Genomic DNA, 17730 nt, shown 5'->3' with positions numbered 1-17730 from the left:
CCTCCGGGCGCGACCCCGGCCGGCCCGACGGCGGTGCGGCGGGCAGGCGTGCGTCAGACCAGGCAGTTGACGATGTCGGCGACCGAGCGGCGACGACCGGTGTAGAACGGGATCTCCTCCCGGACGTGCCGCCGGGCGCCGGAGGCCCGCAGGTCGCGCATCAGGTCGACGATCCGGTGCAGCTCGTCGGCCTCGAACGCGAGCATCCACTCGTAGTCGCCGAGCGCGAACGAGGCGACCGTGTTGGCCCGCACGTCCGGGTAGCCGCGGGCCATCTTGCCGTGCTCGGCGAGCAGCTCGCGCCGCTCGGCGTCCGGCAGCAGGTACCACTCGTAGGAGCGGACGAACGGGTAGACGCAGACGTAGGAGCGCGCCTCCTCACCGGCCAGGAACGCCGGGATGTGGCTCTTGTTGAACTCCGCCGGGCGGTGCAGCGCCATCTGCGACCAAACCGGCGTGAGCGCCCGGCCCAGCGTGGTGCGGCGGAACCGCAGGTACGCGTCCTGGAGGTCGTCGCTGGAGGCGGAGTGCCACCAGATCATCAGGTCGGCGTCGGCACGCAGCCCCGAGACGTCGTACGTGCCGCGAACGACCACGTCCTTGCCGGCCAGCTCCGCGAAGAGTGCCTCGACCTCGCCGGTGACGTTGTCGCGCAGCGACGGCAGCGGGCTGGTGGCCCGGTACACCGACCACATCGTGTAGCGGATGCTGTCGTTGAGCTCCCGCAGCCGGGCCGCGTTGGTCTGCTCGGTCATGTCCCCGGTCCTCCCAGTGCTGTGATGATCTCCTCGGCCGCCGTCTCGCCGGAGCGGACGCAGATCGGGATGCCCACCCCGTCGTACCCGGCGCCGGCCAGGACCAGGGTCGGGTGGCTCGCCCGCAGGGCCGCCCGCGCGGCGGCCACCCGGTCGGCGTGTCCCGGGGTGTACTGCGGCAGCGACCCGCCCCAGCGCTGCACGTGGCCGGCGACCGGTGCGGGCAGCGGCACGCCGAGCACCGCCGACAGTTCCCGGTGCACGGTGGCGGCCAGGTCCTCGTCGGTGCGCTGCACCTGCCGTTCCTCGCCGTAGCGGCCCACGGAGGCGCGGACGAGCGCCAGCCCGTCGGTGCGGCGCAGGTGGCCCCACTTCGTGGTGAAGAAGGTCGACGCCTTGATCAGCAGGCCCTCGGTGCCCGGCACCAGGAAGCCGGACAGCTCCGGCAGCTCCGGCTCGGGCAGCGCCAGGGTGACCAGCGCGACGCTGGCGTAGTCCAGCCCGCCGACGCCCTCGGCCACCCGCGGGGCCGGGCCGCCGAGCAGCCGGGCCGCCGGGCGGGCCGGCACGGCCAGCACCACGGCGTCGACGTCGACCGACTCCGCCTCGCGGGTGGGGCCGACGGTCAGCCGCCACCCTGCCCCGGCCGGGGTCAGCTCGCGTACCGCCGCGCCCCGCCGGATCGTCGCCCCGCTGGCCGCCGCGGCGGCCTCGACCAGCGTGCTGAGCCCGCCGGCCAGGGTGCCGAAGACCGGCGCCCCCGGCGCGCGGGGGGCCGCGGCCTGTGCGGCGCGCACCGCGCCCACCAGGGTGTGCTCCACCCGAGCGGACCGGGCCAGCGCGGGCATGGTGGTGGTCAGGGAGAGGTCGTCGGCCCGGCCGGCGTAGACGCCGCCGAGCATCGGGTCGACCAGCCGGTCGACCACCTCGTCGCCGAACCGGGCCCGCACCAGCGCGCCGACGGAGACGTCCTCGTCCGCGCCGAGCAGCGGGCGGCCGGCGTCGACGTCGGCGTCCGCCGCCGGCCGCGCGACCGTGGCCACCCGCTCCAGGTCCCCGGGTACGCCGACCAGCGTGCCGCCCGGGATCGGGCGCAGCCCCCCGTCGACCACGAGCGCGGCCTGCCCGACGGTGGGGTGCACGATCCGCTCCCCCAGGCCGAGCCGGCGGACCAGGGCCACGGCGGCCGACTCGCCCCCGGCCGGGTCGCGCATCAGGAACGACTCGGCGCCGAACTCCACCGGTGAGCCGGCCAGCTCCCCGGTGCGCAGCTTGCCGCCGAGCGCGCCGGACTGCTCGTACACCGTGATCTCGGTGCCGGCGGGAGCGCGGTCGCGCAACCGGACCGCGGCGGCCAGCCCGGCGATCCCGCCACCGACCACCGCCACCCGCCACGGCGCCCGCATGCCGCTCAGCCCCGGTCGCCCGACTCGGCGGACAGCTCGTGCACCAGGGCGACCACCCGGGTCAGCACGTCGGGGTCGGTCTCCGGCAGCACCCCGTGCCCCAGGTTGAACACGTGCCCGGGGGCGGCCCGGCCCTGCTCCAGGATCCGCCGCACCTCGGCCTCGACCACCGGCCACGGCGCGAACAGCACGCACGGGTCGAGGTTGCCCTGCACCGCCCGCTCCGGCCCGATCCGCCGGGTCGCCGCGTCCAGCGGCGTACGCCAGTCGACGCCCACCACGTCGGCGCCGGCCTCGCCCATCGCGCCGAGCAGCTCGCCGGTGCCCACCCCGAAGTGGATCCGGGGCACGCCCGCGTCGGCCAGCCCGGCCAGCACGCCCGCCGAGTGCGGCAGCACGAAGCGGCGGTAGTCGGCCTCCGACAGCGCGCCGGCCCACGAGTCGAAGAGCTGCACCGCGGAGACCCCGGCGGCCACCTGCACCCGCAGGAACTCCAGCGTCACCTCGGCCAGCCGGCCACAGAGCGCGTGCCACAGCTCCGGCTGGCCGTACATCATCGCCTTGGTCTTCGCGTGGGTCCGCGACGGGCCGCCCTCGACCAGGTAGCTGGCCAGGGTGAACGGCGCGCCGGCGAAGCCGATCAGCGGGGTGTCGCCCAGCTCGGCGACGAGCATCCGGACCGCCTCGTCCACGTACGACACGTCGTCGCGGGTGATCGGCCGGATCCGCTCCACGTCGGTCAGGGTGCGCACGGGCTCGGCGACCACCGGGCCGGTGCCCGGCACGATGTCCAGGTCCACCCCGGCGGCGGCGACCGGCACCACGATGTCGCTGAACAGGATCGCGGCGTCCACACCGTGCCGGCGTACCGGCTGGAGGGTGATCTCGGTGACCAGGTCGGGGCGGCGGCAGGACTCCAGCATCGCCACGTTGGCCCTGATCGCGCGGTACTCCGGCAGCGACCGGCCGGCCTGGCGCATGAACCAGACGGGGGTGTGCGGGCCGGACTGACGCCGGCAGGCCCGGACGAAGGGCGAGTCGGCCGGTCCGCCGGGGCGGGGGTCTTCGTCTCGGGCGTCGGCGCCCGTCGTCGTGGTGCTCATCGCGGCCATCGTGCCACGGGGGACGCGACCGGCAGCGGGCAGCGCCGCCTTTTGTGACCCCGGTCAGCCCGCCGGCGGTGGGACCGGCCGGGCGGTGGCGGCGGCCCCGGCGTCAGACGGCGTCGGCGCGCCTCTCGGGCGGGCGGGCGGCCGGCGGCATAGGCTGCCGGCATGGCCCCCCCGATCGCGCTCCCGGAGACCTTCGCCCGCGCGGTCACCGGGCTGCGGTCCGCGGCGCCCCGATCGGAGATCGTGCTGGAGGAGGTCGGCGCGCCGCAGCGGCTCGCCCCGTACACCTTCGCGCTCTCCGCCACCGTCCTGCGCGACGGCGAGGAGGTGGCCTCCGGGCGGCTCATCCTGCTGCACGACCCGGCCGGTCACGAGGCGTGGCAGGGCACCCTGCGGCTGGTCACCTACGTGACGGCGGAGCTGGAGGTCGACCTGGCCGCCGACCCGCTGCTGCCGGGGGTGGGCTGGACCTGGCTGACCGACGCCCTGGAGGCGCAGGACGCGGAGCACCGGGCGATCGGCGGCACCATCACCCAGACCATGTCGACGCGCTTCGGTGACCTGGCCGGGCCGCCCGCCGCCGGCGACATCGAGATCCGCGCCTCCTGGACGCCGGTCGACGACGACCTCGCCCCGCACCTGCTGGCCTGGTGCGCGCTGCTGGCCTCGACCGCCGGGCTTCCCCCGCCCGGGGTGACCGCGCTGCCGGAGCGTCGCCCCGCCGGCGCGGCCTGACCCCGCGACGGATCACCTCACAGATACTTCTCGGCCTCGTTGCAGACCTTGTCCATGCCCTGGATGGCCTTGTCGTAGGCCGGCTTGTTGCCGTTCGCCGCCGCGGCGAGCGCGGTGGTGAGCTTGTCGAGGCAGTTGGCGATGACCTTCTTCTGCCGGGCCTGCTCGTCCCGGTCGTTGCGGGTGCCGGTGAGGTCCTGCTCGGTGTCGCCGAGCTTGTCCCGGACCGCCTGGAGGTCGGTCTTGAGCTTCTCGATCTCCTTGCCGTTCGCCGTGATGGTGCCGTCGCGCTGGCTGACCTCGCTGGCCATCTTCTTCTCGGTCCGGTCCAGCTCGTTGGTGGTCGACACGAACAGGCCGGTCATCACCCCGCCGAGGACGAAGAGCAGCCCGGCCACGACCGCCAGGACGAGCACCTTGTGGCTCTTGCGGGGGCCGCCGGGCGCGGGGGCGCCGAAGGGCGGGGCGGAGCCGGGCGGGGCGGACAATGGCTGCCCGTACGCCGGCCCGGAGGCCGGGGGGACCGACATCGGCTGCCCGAAGGCCGGCCCGCCGGAGGCCTGCCCGGCGTGGGGCGACGCGCTGCCGGGGCCGAAGCCGGGCGACGCCGGCGGCGCGGACTGCGGGTAGCCGGAGGGTCCGGCCGGCGGCGCGGACTGCGGGTAGCCGGCGGGCGGGGCCGGGTTGTACTGCTGCGGCGCCGGGGCGTACTGCTGGCCGGCGTCCTGCTGTTCGGGCGTGTACGGGCGCGGGCTGCCGTAGGTGGTGCCGTGCGGGGCGCCGCCCGACGGCGGCTGACCGGGCGCGGCCGGCGGGTACGGCGGGTAGCCCTCCGGCCCGGTCGGTGGCTGGGACATGTCGTTCTTCCTCCACGTGTGCTGGTCCGGCGTTGGAGCCGCCGGGCCGAGGGGGTGGTTGGGCGCTGACGGGGTCAGCAGATCTTGAAACCGTCGCAGGCGACCTTGATCGGTACGGCGAGACCGATCCCCTCGGCGTTGCGGGCCTTGGCGGTGGCGATGCCGACGACCTGCTTGCTGCCGTTGATGACCGGGCCGCCCGAGTTGCCGGGGTTGATCGGGGCGTCGAACTGGATGACCGGGCCCTCGCCGCCGCCGGCCTCGCGGAAGGCGCTCACCACGCCGGTGGTGACGCTGTCCTCCAGGCCGAGCGGCGCGCCGACGACCACGATCTGCTGCCCGGACTTCACCGCGGCGGACGCCGCGACCAGGCCGGTGAACTTGCCGTTGGTCCGCAGGTGGGCGACGTCGTTGGTCTCGTCGACGCGCACGATGGTCGCCGGGAAGCGCTGGTTGGTGCGCTCCAGGAAGACCTCCCGCTCGCCGGTCTGCCAGAGCGCGTCCACCACGTGGTAGTTGGTGAACAGGTTGGTGCCCCCGCCCGCGGCCGGCTTGCCGATCGCGAACGCGGTGCCGGTGGAGTTGCCGGCCCGGACCCGGAAGACGCTGGGCAGCACGGCGCTGGCCACGGCCTCCGGGTTGAACGCGGCGCCGGCCTGCTTCTCCAGCGCCCCCGCCCGGGACTCCAGGCCGTCGAACCGGGTGCCGTCGGCCGCCTGCGCCGCCGCCACCCGGCTGTCGGTGTCGCCCAGCCGGTTCGAGAGCCGGTTGATCTGGTACGCCTGCACGCCCGTCACCACGGCCAGCAGGCCGGCGAGCACGAGCGCGGTGACGGTGAGCCCGCGCCCCTTCGTCGCCGGCGCCGGCCCGACGGGGTACGGCTGGCCCGGCCCGGGGCCCTGGGGGTGGCCGTGGGCTGGCGGCTGACCGGGGACACCCGGCGGCGTCGACCCGGACGCGGGGGGCCAGCCGGGCCCCGGGGGGACCCCGGGGGGCGTCGACGGGCCCGGGGCGGTGGACGGCGCGCCGCCGTGTCCCCAGCCTGCGGCGGCGGGCGCGGCGGCCGGGGCGGGCGCGTTGGCCGGGGCGGTGCCCCACTGGCCCGGCTGCGCCGGCGGCGACCAGGCGGGGCGGGGGGCCGGGGGCTGCCCGGGGGCGCCCGGCGGCAGGTATGCGGAGCCGACCGGCTCGATCCGGGGTGGCAGTGGCCCGGGGCGGGCCGTCCCCGGCGGGAACCCGCCGTCACCCGGTCCCGCCGGGCCCTTGTCCGCCGACCCGTAGCCAGTCATGATCGCCTTGCCCTCCCCGTAGACGCCCCGCTCCGCACGCGGGACCCTGATGATGCCGTACCCGCGCAACGGCCCGATGGACCGTACCTGCGTCAACGGGCTTTGTCTTCCCCTATGTCCGGCCTCCGGAAGGGCATCCGGCGGTCGCCCGGCAACACACACCGGACCGGCTTCACCCACCGCGTCGCGTCGCGCACTAGGGTTGTCAGGTGACCGACGAACCACCCCTGCGCCGTCGGCCCGCCGAAAGCCGTACGGGAAACGATGCGCACCACCCGCCGTCGGCCCGACCGGAGCCGGAGGCCGCGGGGACCGAACAGACCGCCGACGGGCCCGTTCCGCTGACCGCCCCGCGCGAGGGCACACCCCAGCCGGCGGCCACGCCCGGCGAGCTGGACGACGTCGTGGCCCGCTTCGCCGCAGGCACCGGCCCCGTCGCCCTCGACGCCGAACGCGCCTCCGGCTACCGCTACAGCCAGCGGGCCTACCTGGTGCAGCTGCGCCGGGCCGGTTCCGGCACGGCGCTGATCGACCCGCTGCCGCTGCCCGACCTGAGCGCCCTCGACACGGTGATCGGCGAGGCCGAGTGGGTGCTGCACGCCGCCAGCCAGGACCTGCACTGCCTGGCCGAGCTGGGGCTGCGGCCCCGCCGGCTGTTCGACACCGAACTGGCCGCCCGGCTGGCCGGATTCGAGCGGGTCGGCCTGGCCGCGCTGACCGAGCAGCTGCTCGGCTACAGCCTGGAGAAGCACCACTCGGCGGCCGACTGGTCGAGCCGCCCGCTGCCGGAGTCCTGGCTGACCTACGCCGCGCTCGACGTGGAGATGCTGGTCGACCTGCGCGACGCGCTCGACGAGGAGCTGACCCGGCAGGGCAAGTCCGCGTGGGCGGCGGAGGAGTTCGCCGCGCTGGTGCGCACCGGCGCCCGGCCGCCGAAGGTGCGGGCCGAGCCGTGGCGCCGCACGTCCGGCATCCACCGGGTGCGCGGCGCGCGGGCCCAGGCCCGCGTCCGTTCCCTCTGGTACGCGCGGGACCAGATCGCCGCGCGGCGGGACGCCGCCCCGGGGCGGGTGCTGCCGGACTCGGCCATCGTCGCGGCGGCGGAGCTGGATCCGAGGGACGAGAAGACCCTGCTGACCCTGCCCGGCTTCGGTGGCCGCTCGGTGCGCCGGCTGGCGCGCACCTGGCTCGCCGCGCTCGACGACGCGCGGCAGCTGCCCGAGGACGCGCTGCCGGTCGCCCCGACGGTCGAGGGTCCCCCGCCGCCGCACCGCTGGGCGGAACGGGACCCGGTGGCGGCGGCCCGGCTGGCCCGCTGCCGGGAGGTGGTGGTCCGGATCGCCGGCGCGCACCAGCTGCCGCCGGAGAACCTCATCGCTCCCGACTCGATCCGTCGGCTGGCGTGGGTGCCTCCGGAGGAGGTCACGGAGGCGGCCGTCGCGGAGACCCTCCGGGGCTTCAACGCCCGCGAGTGGCAGATCGCCCTGCTCCTTCCCGCCCTCACGGAGGCCCTCACCGATCCGCCCCCCGCGCCTTGAACCGGCGGTGTGGGGTGGGCCACACGGGGGCGGGTGCCAGTGTTGGTTACTGGCGAGTAGCATCCGGAGGAACACGCCCGTGCCGGCGACCTTCGTCCGGTCCGTAGTGCCGCCTGCCGGCACGGAGGCCGGATCAGGTCGAAGAGGAGGCTCAAGTGCCCCGTGAAGTTCGGGATGTCGTCTTCGTCGACGGCGTCCGTACCCCGTTCGGCAAGGCGGGTGGCATGTACGCCAACACCCGCGCCGACGACCTGGTGATCCGCTGCATCCGCGAGCTGCTGCGCCGTAACCCGCAGCTGCCGCCGGAGCGGGTCGAGGAGGTCGCGATCGCCGCCACCACCCAGATCGGCGACCAGGGCCTGACCATCGGCCGGACCGCCGCCCTGCTGGCGGGCCTGCCCAAGACCGTCCCCGGCTTCGCGATCGACCGGATGTGCGCCGGCGCCATGACCGCGGTGACCACCGTCGCCAGCGGCATCGCCATGGGCGCCTACGACGTCGCGATCGCCGGCGGCGTCGAGCACATGGGCCGCCACCCGATGGGCGAGGGCGTCGACCCCAACCCGCGGATCGTCGCCGAGAAGCTCGTCGACCCGTCCGCGCTGGTCATGGGCGCGACCGCGGAGAACCTGCACGACCGGGTCCCGCACATCACCAAGGCGCGCACCGACGCCTTCGCGCTCGCCTCGCAGCAGAAGACCGCCAAGGCGTACGCCAACGGCAAGCTCCAGGACGACCTGGTGTCCGTGGCGGTCCGCGACGAGGAGAACGCCTGGGGCATGGCCACGGTCGACGAGGCCCCCCGCGACACCTCGCTGGAGAAGCTCGCCACCCTGAAGACCCCGTTCCGCCCGCACGGCAAGGTCACCGCCGGCAACGCGGCCGGCCTGAACGACGGCGCCACCGCCAGCCTGCTCGCCTCCGAGGACGTCGCCCGCGAGCTGGGCCTGCCGGTCGCCATGCGGCTGGTGTCGTTCGGCTTCGTCGGCGTCGAGCCCGAGGTGATGGGCGTCGGCCCGATCCCGTCGACCGAGAAGGCGCTGCGCCTCGCCGGCCTGACCATCGACGACATCGGCCTGTTCGAGCTGAACGAGGCGTTCGCCGTGCAGGTGCTCGCCTTCCTCGACCACTTCGGCATCGCCGACGACGACCCGCGGGTCAACCCGTGGGGCGGCGCGATCGCCATCGGCCACCCGCTCGCCTCCTCGGGCGTGCGGCTGATGACCCAGCTCGCCCGGCAGTTCGCCGAGCACCCCGAGGTCCGCTACGGCGTCACCGCCATGTGCATCGGCATCGGCATGGGCGGCACGGTCATCTGGGAGAACCCGCACTGGGAGGGTGGAGACAAGTGAGCGCGCTCGCCGCACCGAACGAGGTCGTCACCCGGGCGCTGCTGCGCCAGGTGAACGTACCGGGGCTGGACCGGCCGGCCGCCCTGATCACCCTGGACAACGGCTTCGACCACACCAAGCCCAACAGCTTCGGCCCGGGCGGCCTGACCAGCCTGGACGAGGCGATCACCGCCGCCCTGGCCGCGAACCCGGCGTTCGTGGCGGTCACCGGCAAGCCGTACGTCTTCTGCGTGGGCGCGGACATCACCAGCCTCCCGCAGCTCGCCGACCGCGAGCAGGCGCTGGAGATCGGGCGGCTCGGCCACCGGGTCTTCGCCCGGCTCAAGGACAGCGAGGTCCCGACCTTCGCCTTCGTCAACGGCGCGGCGATGGGCGGCGGCCTGGAGCTGGCGCTGCACTGCCACTACCGGACGCTCTCCGGTGGGGTGGCGGCGCTGGCGCTGCCCGAGGTCTTCCTCGGCCTGGTCCCCGGTTGGGGCGGCACGCAGCTGCTGCCGAACCTGATCGGCATCCCGGCGGCGACCCAGGTGATCATCCAGAACCCGCTGATGCAGAACAAGATGCTCAAGCCGAAGCAGGCCGCCGAGATGGGCATCGCGGACGTGCTGCTGGAGCCGGCGGACTTCCTGGAGCGGTCCCTGGAGTGGGCCGCCGGCGTCGTCCGGGGCGAGGTCACCGTGACCCGGCCCGAGGTCGACAAGGACATGTGGGCGGGCGTGCTCTACTTCGCCCGGCAGACCCTCGACCAGCGGCTACACGGCGCGGTCCCGGCCGCGTACAAGGCGCTGGACCTGCTGGAGACGGCGAAGGACGCCGACTTCGCCACCGGCACCGCCGCCGAGGACGAGGCCCTCGCGGACCTGGTCTTCTCCGAGGAGCTGCGCAGCGGCCTCTACGCGTTCGACCTGGCGCAGCGGCGGGCCAAGCGGCCGGCCGGCGCGCCGGACAAGGGCCTGGCCCGCCCGGTCACCAAGGTCGGCATCGTGGGCGCCGGCCTGATGGCCAGCCAGCTCGCCCTGCTCTTCGCCCGTCGCCTCCAGGTGCCGGTCGTGATGACCGACCTGGACCAGGCCCGGGTGGACAAGGGCGTCGGCTACGTGCACACCCAGATCGAGAAGGCCGTCAGCAAGGGCCGGATGGACAAGGGCACGGCCGCCAAGCTGTACGGCCTGGTCAGCGGCTCCGTCGACAAGGGCGTCTTCGCGGACGCCGACTTCGTCATCGAGGCCGTCTTCGAGGATCTCGCCGTCAAGAAGCAGGTCTGGGCCGAGCTGGAGAAGATCGTCAAGCCGGAGGCGGTGCTGGCCACCAACACCTCCAGCCTGTCGATCACGGCGATGGCCGAGGAGCTGGAGCACCCCGAGCGGGTGGTCGGCTTCCACTTCTTCAACCCGGTCGCGGTGCTGCCGCTGCTGGAGATCGTCCGGGGCGAGCGCACCGACGACGCCACGCTCGCCACCGCGTTCGCGGTCGGCAAGCAGCTGAAGAAGTCCTCCGTGCTGGTCTCCGACGCCCCGGCGTTCGTGGTCAACCGGCTGCTCACCCGCTTCCTCGGCACCGTCTTCGCCGCCGTGGACGCGGGCACCCCGCTGGACGTGGCCAACAGCGCGCTGGACCCGCTGGGCCTGCCGATGCGCCCGCTCGCCCTGCTCCAGCTCGTCGGGCCGGCCGTCGCGTACCACGTGGGCGGCACTCTGCACGCCGCGTTCCCGGACCGCTTCGACGTGAGCGAGAACCTCAAGCGGATCGCCGACTCCGGTCAGCCGATCGTCGTCGACGACCAGGTCAACGACGAGGTGGCCAAGCTGCTCGTGGTGGGCGACCAGCCGCTCACCGCCGAGCAGGTGCGCCAGAACGCGCTCGACGCGCTGGCGCAGGAGATCCGGCTCATGCTCGACGAGGGCGTCGTCGCCGAGGCGCAGGACATCGACCTGTGCATGATCCTCGGCGCGGGTTGGCCGTTCCACCTGGGCGGCATCACGCCGTACCTGGACCGGACCGGCACCTCGGAGCGGGTCACCGGCCAGCGGTTCCTGCCGCACGGGGTGGCCAGCCTGCCCGCCTGATCCACACCGCCCCCCGCGTTCGCGGTGGTTGCCCCGTCCAGCTTGGATGGAGGTGGCCACCGCGTTCGTCGTTGCGGCCGATACGGTCGGGGTCGGGACAGCGGTACCGTGCCGTGGCTGGCTACGATCACCCGTTCGCACCCTCGCCTGGAGCTGATCATGTCCTCACCGCCGGTCGATCCCTGGTCCGGGCAGCCGGAGCACGACGCCCACTACGACTTCCATCCGCCGCGACCGGACGGCTACCCGGCACCGCCCGCCGATGGTTGGGCCTCCCCGCCGCACGGGCAGCCGCCGGCGGGTGGCGGCTGGCCCACCACGCCGCACCCCCACCCCCCGCAGGCCCAGCCGTACCCCGGGCCCACGTCCGCCCAGCCGTATCCCGGACCCACGTCCGCCCAGCCGTACCCGGGGCCCACCTCGGCACAGCCGCACCCCGGGCCCACGTCGGCCCAGCCGCACCCCACCCAGCCGTACGGCGGCTATCCCGTGACGCCGCAGGGCGGGTTCCCGGCCAGCCCGTACGCCGGCTACCCGCCGCCCCCTCCCGGCGCGGGCCGGCCGGCGAGGCCCCACCAGCTGGTGCTGTCCCTCGGCATCGTCGGGCTGCTGGTGCTCTGCCTCGGCGGAGGTGGCATCGCCTACCTCGCCTACGAGGGCGATCAGGGCGCCGACCCCAGGCCCACGCCGACCGCGTCCCCCACCGCTGCGGCGCCGAGCGCCACGCCGAGCGCCGACACCTCGTCCGAAGCCGCCCCGTCGCCGGAGTCCAGCGACGCCCCGCAGATCAGGGTCGTCACGCCGGAGACCCTCGGGGGCCGCCCGAAGAGCACCGAGCCGACCCTGCGGAAGGCCGCCGACGACATGGTCCGCGAGCTGCAGTCCTCGGTGCGCGGCGAGACCGGCGTCGCCGGCGCCTTCTACGGCAGCGCCGACAAGCGGGACATGGTCATGGTGATCGCCGCCAGCACCTTCGTGCTCAACCCGGAACGGGAGCTCGACGACGCGGTCAAGGGCATCTCGAAGGACCTGGCCGTCAAGCGGTTGACCACCGTCGCCCCCGGACCGCTCGGCGGCCTGGCCAAGTGCGGCGACGGCGAGTCCGCCGGCGTGCCGCTGGGCGTCTGCGCGTGGGCCGACCACGGCAGCGTCGGGCTCATCGTGATGTTCTTCTCCTCCTCGGCAGCCACGGCGGCGGAGTTCGTCGCCTTCCGCAGTCAGATCGAGCAGAAGTACTGACCAGCACCCGCCCGGTGCGCGCCGCCGCCCACGACCGACGCGGCGCGTCGGGCGTGGCCGGGGCCGCACGGACCACCATCTCTCTCGCGCAGACCCGGAGCTGACCGATGTCCTACCCACCCGCCAACTCCTACCCGCCGCCGGACGGCGGGGGCGGCCCGTACGGCTCGTACCCGCCGGCACAGCCCGGCGGGTATGGACCGCCACCGGCACAGCCCGGCGGATACGGACCGCCGCCGCAGGTTGGCGGGTACGGACCGCAGCCCCACGCCGGCGGGTACGGACCGCAGCCCCACGCCGGCGGGTACGGGCCACCGCCCGCGCAGGCCGGCGGGTACGGGCCACCGCCGTACGGGGGCGGGTCGGGGGCGTACGGCGGCCCGCCGGCGCCGCGGAAGTCGAACGCCGGCAAGATCGTGCTGATCTCGCTCGCCGTGGTGCTGGTGCTCTGCCTGGGCGGCGCGGCGATCGTCGCCTTCGCCGTCAAGGACGACGTCAAGGAGACCGTCGACGCCACCCGGACCCGGGTCGTCGCGCCGGCGACCCTCGCCGGGCGGCCCAGGGCGACGGACCCGACCCTGCAGGCCGGCGCCCGGGAGCTCGAGGCGGAACTCAACAAGACGATCCCCGGCGCCAGCAGCACCGTCGGCGAGTTCTACGGCACCCTCACCGGCAGGAACCTCGTGATGATCGCCGCCGCGTCCGGCTTGAACCCGGACCCGGCCAAGACGCTCGAGGACACCATCAGGGGCGCGCGCACCAGCGACGTGCGGCTGGGCGAGATGAAGACCGTGGATCCGGGACCGCTCGGCGGCGAGGCCAAGTGCGGCGACGCCAAGGCGCAGGACGTGCCGCTCGGCGTCTGCGTGTGGAGCGACAAGGGCAGCGTCGGCATGGTCATCATCTACTTCAAGACGGGCCAGCAGGCCCACGCCGAGTTCGCCACCATCCGGGGACAGGTCGAGCAGAAGTCCTGACCCGTACGGCAGCGCGGGGGCCCGCCCACGACGGTGGACGGGCCCCTTTCGCGTCAGCCCGCCGTGGCGGCCCGCTCGGCGGCGCTGCGCAGCACGCAGAACTCGTTGCCCTCCGGGTCGGCGAGCACCACCCAGCCCGAACCGTCGGGGCGGCGCTGGTCGGCGACCTGGGTGGCACCGATGCCCACCAGGCGCGCGACCTCCTCGTCCCGGGTCCGGTCCGTGGGCTCCAGGTCGAGGTGGAGGCGGTTCTTCACCTCCTTGCCGTCCGGCACCGCCACGAAGAGCACCTCCGGTCCTCCCGGGGGCAGCAGCATGGCCTCCGGGTCGCCGGGGAAGTCGTCCGGCTGGCGGGGGCAGTCGAAGACCTGCGCCCAGAAGCCGGACAGCGCGTACGTGTCGCGGCAGTCGATGCAGACGTTGTGGATCCGTGCGCTCACGGGTGTTCCTCCTCGATGGTCTTACCCGCCCGCTCCGTCGCGCCGGCGCCGAGCACCCGCTCGGCCTCCCGCGCCCGGGTCCGAACGGCCGGTTCGAGACGGACGCGCGCCCGGCTCTTCACCGTCCCGGCCTCGCAGACCGGTGGGAAGAAGACGTGCGGGGTGGCCGGCAGCGCCGCCTCCGGACCACCGGGGGCGTCGTCGCCGTGCCGGACGTACCCGGTCACCGCCGGCCAGGAGCCGGAGCGGGCGTAGGTGTCGTGACAGTCGAAACTGGTGTTGTGGATCCGTGGATACACGGAGTTCCTCCGCTGGGGATGAGGCGCCCCGCGTGCGTGAGGGTCAGCCGGCGAGACGGGGCGCGGAGATCATGACGGTGAACATCGACGCACCCCCCTCCGGTCCTCGAGCTGACGCCGTGATCCTTCCATCGGGCCCGTACTCCCCGCAACCCCGGGGTGGCCCGTCACCGCCGGGCGGCCGGCTCCTGGGCGGTGACCGCCGGGGCCGCCTCCGCCGCCGGCAGGGTCACCGTGACCTCCAGCCCGCCACCGGTCTGGGCGACCACCTTCACGGTGCCGCCGTGCGCGTCGCAGACCGCCCGCACGATGGAGAGCCCGAGGCCCGAGCCGCGCGCGCCGGTACGCTCCCGGCCGCCGCGCCGGAACGGCTCGAACAGGCCGGGCACGTCGGCCTGGTCCACCTCGAAACCGGTGTTGCCCACCACCAGCCACGACCGGCACCCGTCCGACCCGGTACGCACCCAGACCCGGCCGTGCAGGTGGTTGTAGCGGATCGCGTTCTCGATCAGGTTGCCGGCCAGCCGGTCCAGCAGCCCGGGATCGCCGACGACCGGCGCGGACTCCAGCGAGGTCTGCACCCGCAGCTTGATCCGCTCGACCTCCCGCCGTACCGCCGACAGGGCGTTGGCGGTGCCGGCGGCGAGGTCGCACTCGGTGCGGCGGCCCAGCCGGCGGCCCGCCTGGGCCTCGCTGCGGGCGAGCACCAGCAGGGCGTCGACCAGCCCGTTGGCCCGCTCGGAGGCGTCCCGGACCACGGTGGCCATCCGGCGGTACTCGGCGGCGTCCGCCTCGTCGTCGCTGAGCGTCACGTCGATCTCGGTACGCATCACCGCGAGGGGGGTCCGCAGCTCGTGCGAGGCGTTGGCCACGAAGCGCTTCTGCGCCTCGAACGCGGCGGCGATGCGGTCCAGCATCTCGTCGAAGGTCTCCGCCAGCTCGGCCACCTCGTCGTCGGCGCCCGAATAGCCGATCCGCTGGTCCAGGGTGGTCTCGCCCAGCCGGCGGGCGGTGGCGGTGACCTGGTGCAGCGGGCGCAGCGCCCGGCCGGCGACCGCGTACGCGCCGGCCACCCCGACGACGCTGATCGCCAGCAGCGCCACCAGGCCCTTGACCAGCAGCTCCGCGCTGGCGGCGTCGACCAGTTGGCGCTGCCACTGCGCGGCGTCCAGCGACCGGCCGTCCGCCAGCACCACCACGGTGCCGGGCAGCAGCTCGTCGGTCGGGCGCAGCGCGTCGCGGACCAGCAGCCAGGCCAGCAGCACCAGGATCGCGCCCGCGCCGACCAGCAGCACCCCGTTGAGCAGGGTCAGCCGCAGCCGCAGCGTGGGCCGCAGCCGGGCCCGCCGGGTCGCGGCACCAGCCTTCGTCCGCGACTGCGGGGCCCGCAAAACCGGCTCACTCCTCACGCTCACAGCCCCACCTTCGTTCGCGACTGCGGGGCTCGCAAACCCGGCTCACTCCTCACGCTCACAGCCCCACCTTCGTTCGCGACTGCGGGGCTCGCAAAACCGGCTCACTCCTCACGCTCACAGCCCCACCGTCTCCGCCGTGCGGTAGCCCGCACCGACAACCGTCTCGATCAGCGGCGGGTCGCCGAGCTTCTTGCGCAGGGTCATCACGGTGACCCGGACGATCGTGGTGAACGGATCGGTGTTGGCGTCCCAGACCCGCTCCAGCAGCTCCTCGCTGGAGACCACCGCGCCGCGCGCCTTGAGCAGCTCGCAGAGCACGCCGAACTCCTTGTTGGTCAGGTCGACCGGCTGGCCGCCCCGGGTGGCCACCCGGCGGGCCGGGTCGAGGACCAGATCGGCGAGTTCGAGCACCGGCGGCGCGGCCGGGGTGGCCCGGCGGCCGAGCGCCTGCACCCGGGCGACCAGCTCGTCGAAGGCGAACGGCTTCGGCAGGTAGTCGTCCGCGCCGAGCTGCAGCCCCTCCACCCGGTCGGCGACGGTGCCGCTGGCGGTAAGCATCAGCACCCGGGTGAGCGTGCCGGAGGCGGCCAGCTCGGCGCAGATCTGGTCACCGTGCACGCCGGGCAGGTCCCGGTCGAGCACCACCACGTCGTACCGGGTGACGAACGCCATCTCGTGGCCGCTGTCGCCGTCGTAGGCGACGTCCACCGCCATCCCCCGCTTGCGCAGCCCCCGCGCGATCGCGTCGGCGAGGTTGCGCTCGTCCTCGACCACCAGTACCCGCATTCCGGCCTCCTCGCGCCCCTGACCACCCACAACCTAGTGCCGGCAGCCAAACCGGGCCGCACCCGCCGTCCCGGTCCGACCCCGTTGCAGAAAACCTTCGTCGTACGCAATGCTCTTGGCGGCAACCTTCACGACGGACGGGAAGACGCATGACCGACGCGGCGCCGACGATCCGACGGGACGTCACCTACCGGGGCTTCCGCCTTCCCGGCGACGCCGGGCTGGGCAGCCTGTCCGGGCTGCGCGCGGGCGGACGGGGCCTCGAACTGGCCGACCCGGCCGACCGGCTCGACCACACCGACGCCGACGGCCGCACCCGCCGGTACGCGGCCGGCAGCTGGACGTCCCCGCCCGTGCCGGTCGGCTTCGCCGTGCGCGACGTGGTGCCCTCGTGGACCGGGGACACCCCCGGCGACTGCTGGCTGCGGGTGGAGCTGCGGGGCTGGCACGACGACGCGCCGGCCACCGGGTGGTACGTCCTCGCCGACTGGGCGGCCGACGACCACGCGATCCGCCGGACGTCCGTGCCCGGGCAGCGCGACAGTGATGCCCGGGTGGACACGGACACGCTGGTGGTGACGGGTGCGACCGTCACCGGCTGGCAGGTCCGGGTGACCCTGCTCCGGCCCGAGGACGCCGACGCGACCCCGGTGCTGCGCGCGGTCGGGGCGGTCGCCGCGGGCCCGCGCCCGACGGCTGCGGCCGGGGCGTCCCGGCCCACCGCAGCGGGCTCCCCGCCGGTGGCGGCCGGGCCCGCCCCGGTCACCGGGCCCGAGTTCCGCGCCCCGGGTCCGGCCCCTGCGAGTGGGTCCGCCGCGACGGTCCCGGCCGCCTGGGGCACGGTGCTGGACGTGCCGCGCTACTCGCAGCGGCTGCACGCCGGCGCCCACCCGCAGTGGGGTGGCGGCGGGGATGCCTGGTGCAGCCCCACCTGCACCTCGATGGTGCTGGCCTTCTGGGACGCCGCCCCGGCCCCGACCCGGTACGCCTGGGTGGCTCCGGCCGGCCCTCGCCCGGTGGTGGTGCACGCCGCGCGACACTGCTACGACCACGCCTTCGCCGGGGCCGGGAACTGGCCGTTCAACACCGCGTACGCGGGCCTGCACGGGGTGGACGCCTTCGTCACCCGGCTGCGGTCGCTGGCCGAGGCGGAGGCGTTCGTGGCCACCGGCATCCCGCTGATCGTCTCCGCCGCGTTCAAGTCGGGCGAGGTGCCCGGGTTGGACTACGACACCGCCGGGCACCTGATGGTGCTGGTGGGCTTCACCGCCACGGGCGCGCCGGTGCTCAACGACCCGTACGCCCCGGACGACGACGCGGTGCGCCGGACCGTCGACCGGGACCGGTTCGAGGCCGCCTGGCAGGGTGGCAGCGGCGGGGTGGCGTACGTGCTCCGGCCGCCCGGCGTGCCGCTCCCCCCGGCGCCGGAGCAGCCCAACTGGTGACCCCGGCGGCGTCCGCGGC

General features: G+C 74.9%; 16 protein-coding genes. 7 read left to right on the top strand and 9 right to left on the bottom strand.

The genetic code is table 11. The annotated features are described in order from the left end of the window. Positions 1–53: 53 nt before the first annotated feature. The 3 genes from hemQ to hemE are packed head-to-tail and all read right to left on the bottom strand — an operon-like array spanning position 54 to position 3264. Positions 54–755 (bottom strand): hydrogen peroxide-dependent heme synthase, encoded by a 702-nt coding sequence (gene hemQ, locus OG989_RS15585; protein ID WP_151457526.1) that lies wholly within the window; start codon positions 753–755, stop codon positions 54–56. Further along, the gene (hemG, locus tag OG989_RS15580; protein ID WP_327030899.1) at positions 752–2161 is read right to left on the bottom strand and encodes a protoporphyrinogen oxidase; all 1410 of its coding nucleotides are present in this window, start codon (positions 2159–2161) and stop codon (positions 752–754) included. Before hemG ends, hemQ begins: the two co-directional genes overlap by 4 nt. 5 nt (positions 2162–2166) lie before the next feature. Next, complete coding sequence (hemE, locus tag OG989_RS15575; protein ID WP_327030898.1) at positions 2167–3264, bottom strand: uroporphyrinogen decarboxylase; 1098 nt, start codon at positions 3262–3264, stop codon at positions 2167–2169. Positions 3265–3435: 171 nt separating this feature from the next. Here hemE and OG989_RS15570 point away from each other — a divergent pair, with 171 nt between their 5' ends. Next, positions 3436–4008, top strand: a complete 573-nt coding sequence (locus tag OG989_RS15570) for a DUF3000 domain-containing protein (protein ID WP_151457523.1) — start codon at positions 3436–3438, stop codon at positions 4006–4008. Positions 4009–4025: 17 nt separating this feature from the next. On the opposite strand, the gene OG989_RS15565 is transcribed toward OG989_RS15570, so the two are convergent. Together OG989_RS15565 and OG989_RS15560 are read right to left on the bottom strand one after the other, a co-directional pair. Continuing rightward, the gene (locus OG989_RS15565) at positions 4026–4865 is read right to left on the bottom strand and encodes a hypothetical protein (protein ID WP_327030897.1); all 840 of its coding nucleotides are present in this window, start codon (positions 4863–4865) and stop codon (positions 4026–4028) included. 74 nt (positions 4866–4939) lie between these two features. Beyond that, a complete protein-coding gene (locus OG989_RS15560; protein WP_327031174.1) occupies positions 4940–6154 on the bottom strand; it encodes a S1C family serine protease in 1215 nt (404 codons plus the stop codon). A 209-nt stretch (positions 6155–6363) separates the two neighbouring features. Between OG989_RS15560 and OG989_RS15555 the strand changes: the two genes are divergently transcribed. The 5 genes from OG989_RS15555 (at position 6364) to OG989_RS15535 (ending at position 13326) form a co-directional block, all read left to right on the top strand. Next, complete coding sequence (locus OG989_RS15555; RefSeq protein ID WP_327030896.1) at positions 6364–7692, top strand: ribonuclease D; 1329 nt, start codon at positions 6364–6366, stop codon at positions 7690–7692. 155 nt (positions 7693–7847) lie between these two features. Next, complete coding sequence (locus OG989_RS15550; RefSeq protein ID WP_151457454.1) at positions 7848–9044, top strand: thiolase family protein; 1197 nt, start codon at positions 7848–7850, stop codon at positions 9042–9044. Then, positions 9041–11110, top strand: a complete 2070-nt coding sequence (locus OG989_RS15545; protein WP_327030895.1) for a 3-hydroxyacyl-CoA dehydrogenase NAD-binding domain-containing protein — start codon at positions 9041–9043, stop codon at positions 11108–11110. Before OG989_RS15550 ends, OG989_RS15545 begins: the two co-directional genes overlap by 4 nt. A 159-nt stretch (positions 11111–11269) precedes the next feature. Continuing rightward, positions 11270–12349: a hypothetical protein gene (locus OG989_RS15540; protein WP_327030894.1), complete on the top strand. Its 1080-nt coding sequence runs from the start codon at positions 11270–11272 to the stop codon at positions 12347–12349. Between the two features lie 107 nt (positions 12350–12456). Beyond that, positions 12457–13326: a hypothetical protein gene (locus tag OG989_RS15535; RefSeq protein ID WP_327030893.1), complete on the top strand. Its 870-nt coding sequence runs from the start codon at positions 12457–12459 to the stop codon at positions 13324–13326. 53 nt (positions 13327–13379) lie between these two features. On the opposite strand, the gene OG989_RS15530 is transcribed toward OG989_RS15535, so the two are convergent. The 4 genes from OG989_RS15530 to OG989_RS15515 all read right to left on the bottom strand — a co-directional run bounded on the left by OG989_RS15530 (position 13380) and on the right by OG989_RS15515 (position 16266). Further along, positions 13380–13766 (bottom strand): VOC family protein, encoded by a 387-nt coding sequence (locus OG989_RS15530; RefSeq protein ID WP_151452467.1) that lies wholly within the window; start codon positions 13764–13766, stop codon positions 13380–13382. Beyond that, positions 13763–14065 carry a VOC family protein gene (locus tag OG989_RS15525; protein ID WP_327030892.1) on the bottom strand — a complete coding sequence of 101 codons (303 nt, stop codon included), beginning with the start codon at positions 14063–14065 and terminating at the stop codon, positions 13763–13765. The genes OG989_RS15530 and OG989_RS15525 overlap by 4 nt, the downstream gene beginning before the upstream one ends. A 167-nt stretch (positions 14066–14232) precedes the next feature. After that, entirely contained in the window at positions 14233–15402 is a 1170-nt protein-coding gene (locus OG989_RS15520) for a sensor histidine kinase (RefSeq protein ID WP_151452474.1), read from the bottom strand. A gap of 192 nt (positions 15403–15594) precedes the next feature. Beyond that, entirely contained in the window at positions 15595–16266 is a 672-nt protein-coding gene (locus OG989_RS15515; RefSeq protein ID WP_151452465.1) for a response regulator transcription factor, read from the bottom strand. A gap of 149 nt (positions 16267–16415) precedes the next feature. Here OG989_RS15515 and OG989_RS15510 point away from each other — a divergent pair, with 149 nt between their 5' ends. Continuing rightward, the gene (locus tag OG989_RS15510) at positions 16416–17711 is read left to right on the top strand and encodes a peptidase C39 family protein (protein WP_327030891.1); all 1296 of its coding nucleotides are present in this window, start codon (positions 16416–16418) and stop codon (positions 17709–17711) included. Positions 17712–17730: the final 19 nt, after the last annotated feature.

Source organism: Micromonospora sp. NBC_01740, assembly GCF_035920365.1.
GTDB classification, from domain to species: Bacteria; Actinomycetota; Actinomycetes; order Mycobacteriales; family Micromonosporaceae; genus Micromonospora; species Micromonospora reichwaldensis.
The sequence above is the reverse complement of the archived record's forward strand: the minus strand, read 5'-3'. Positions and strand labels throughout refer to the sequence as shown.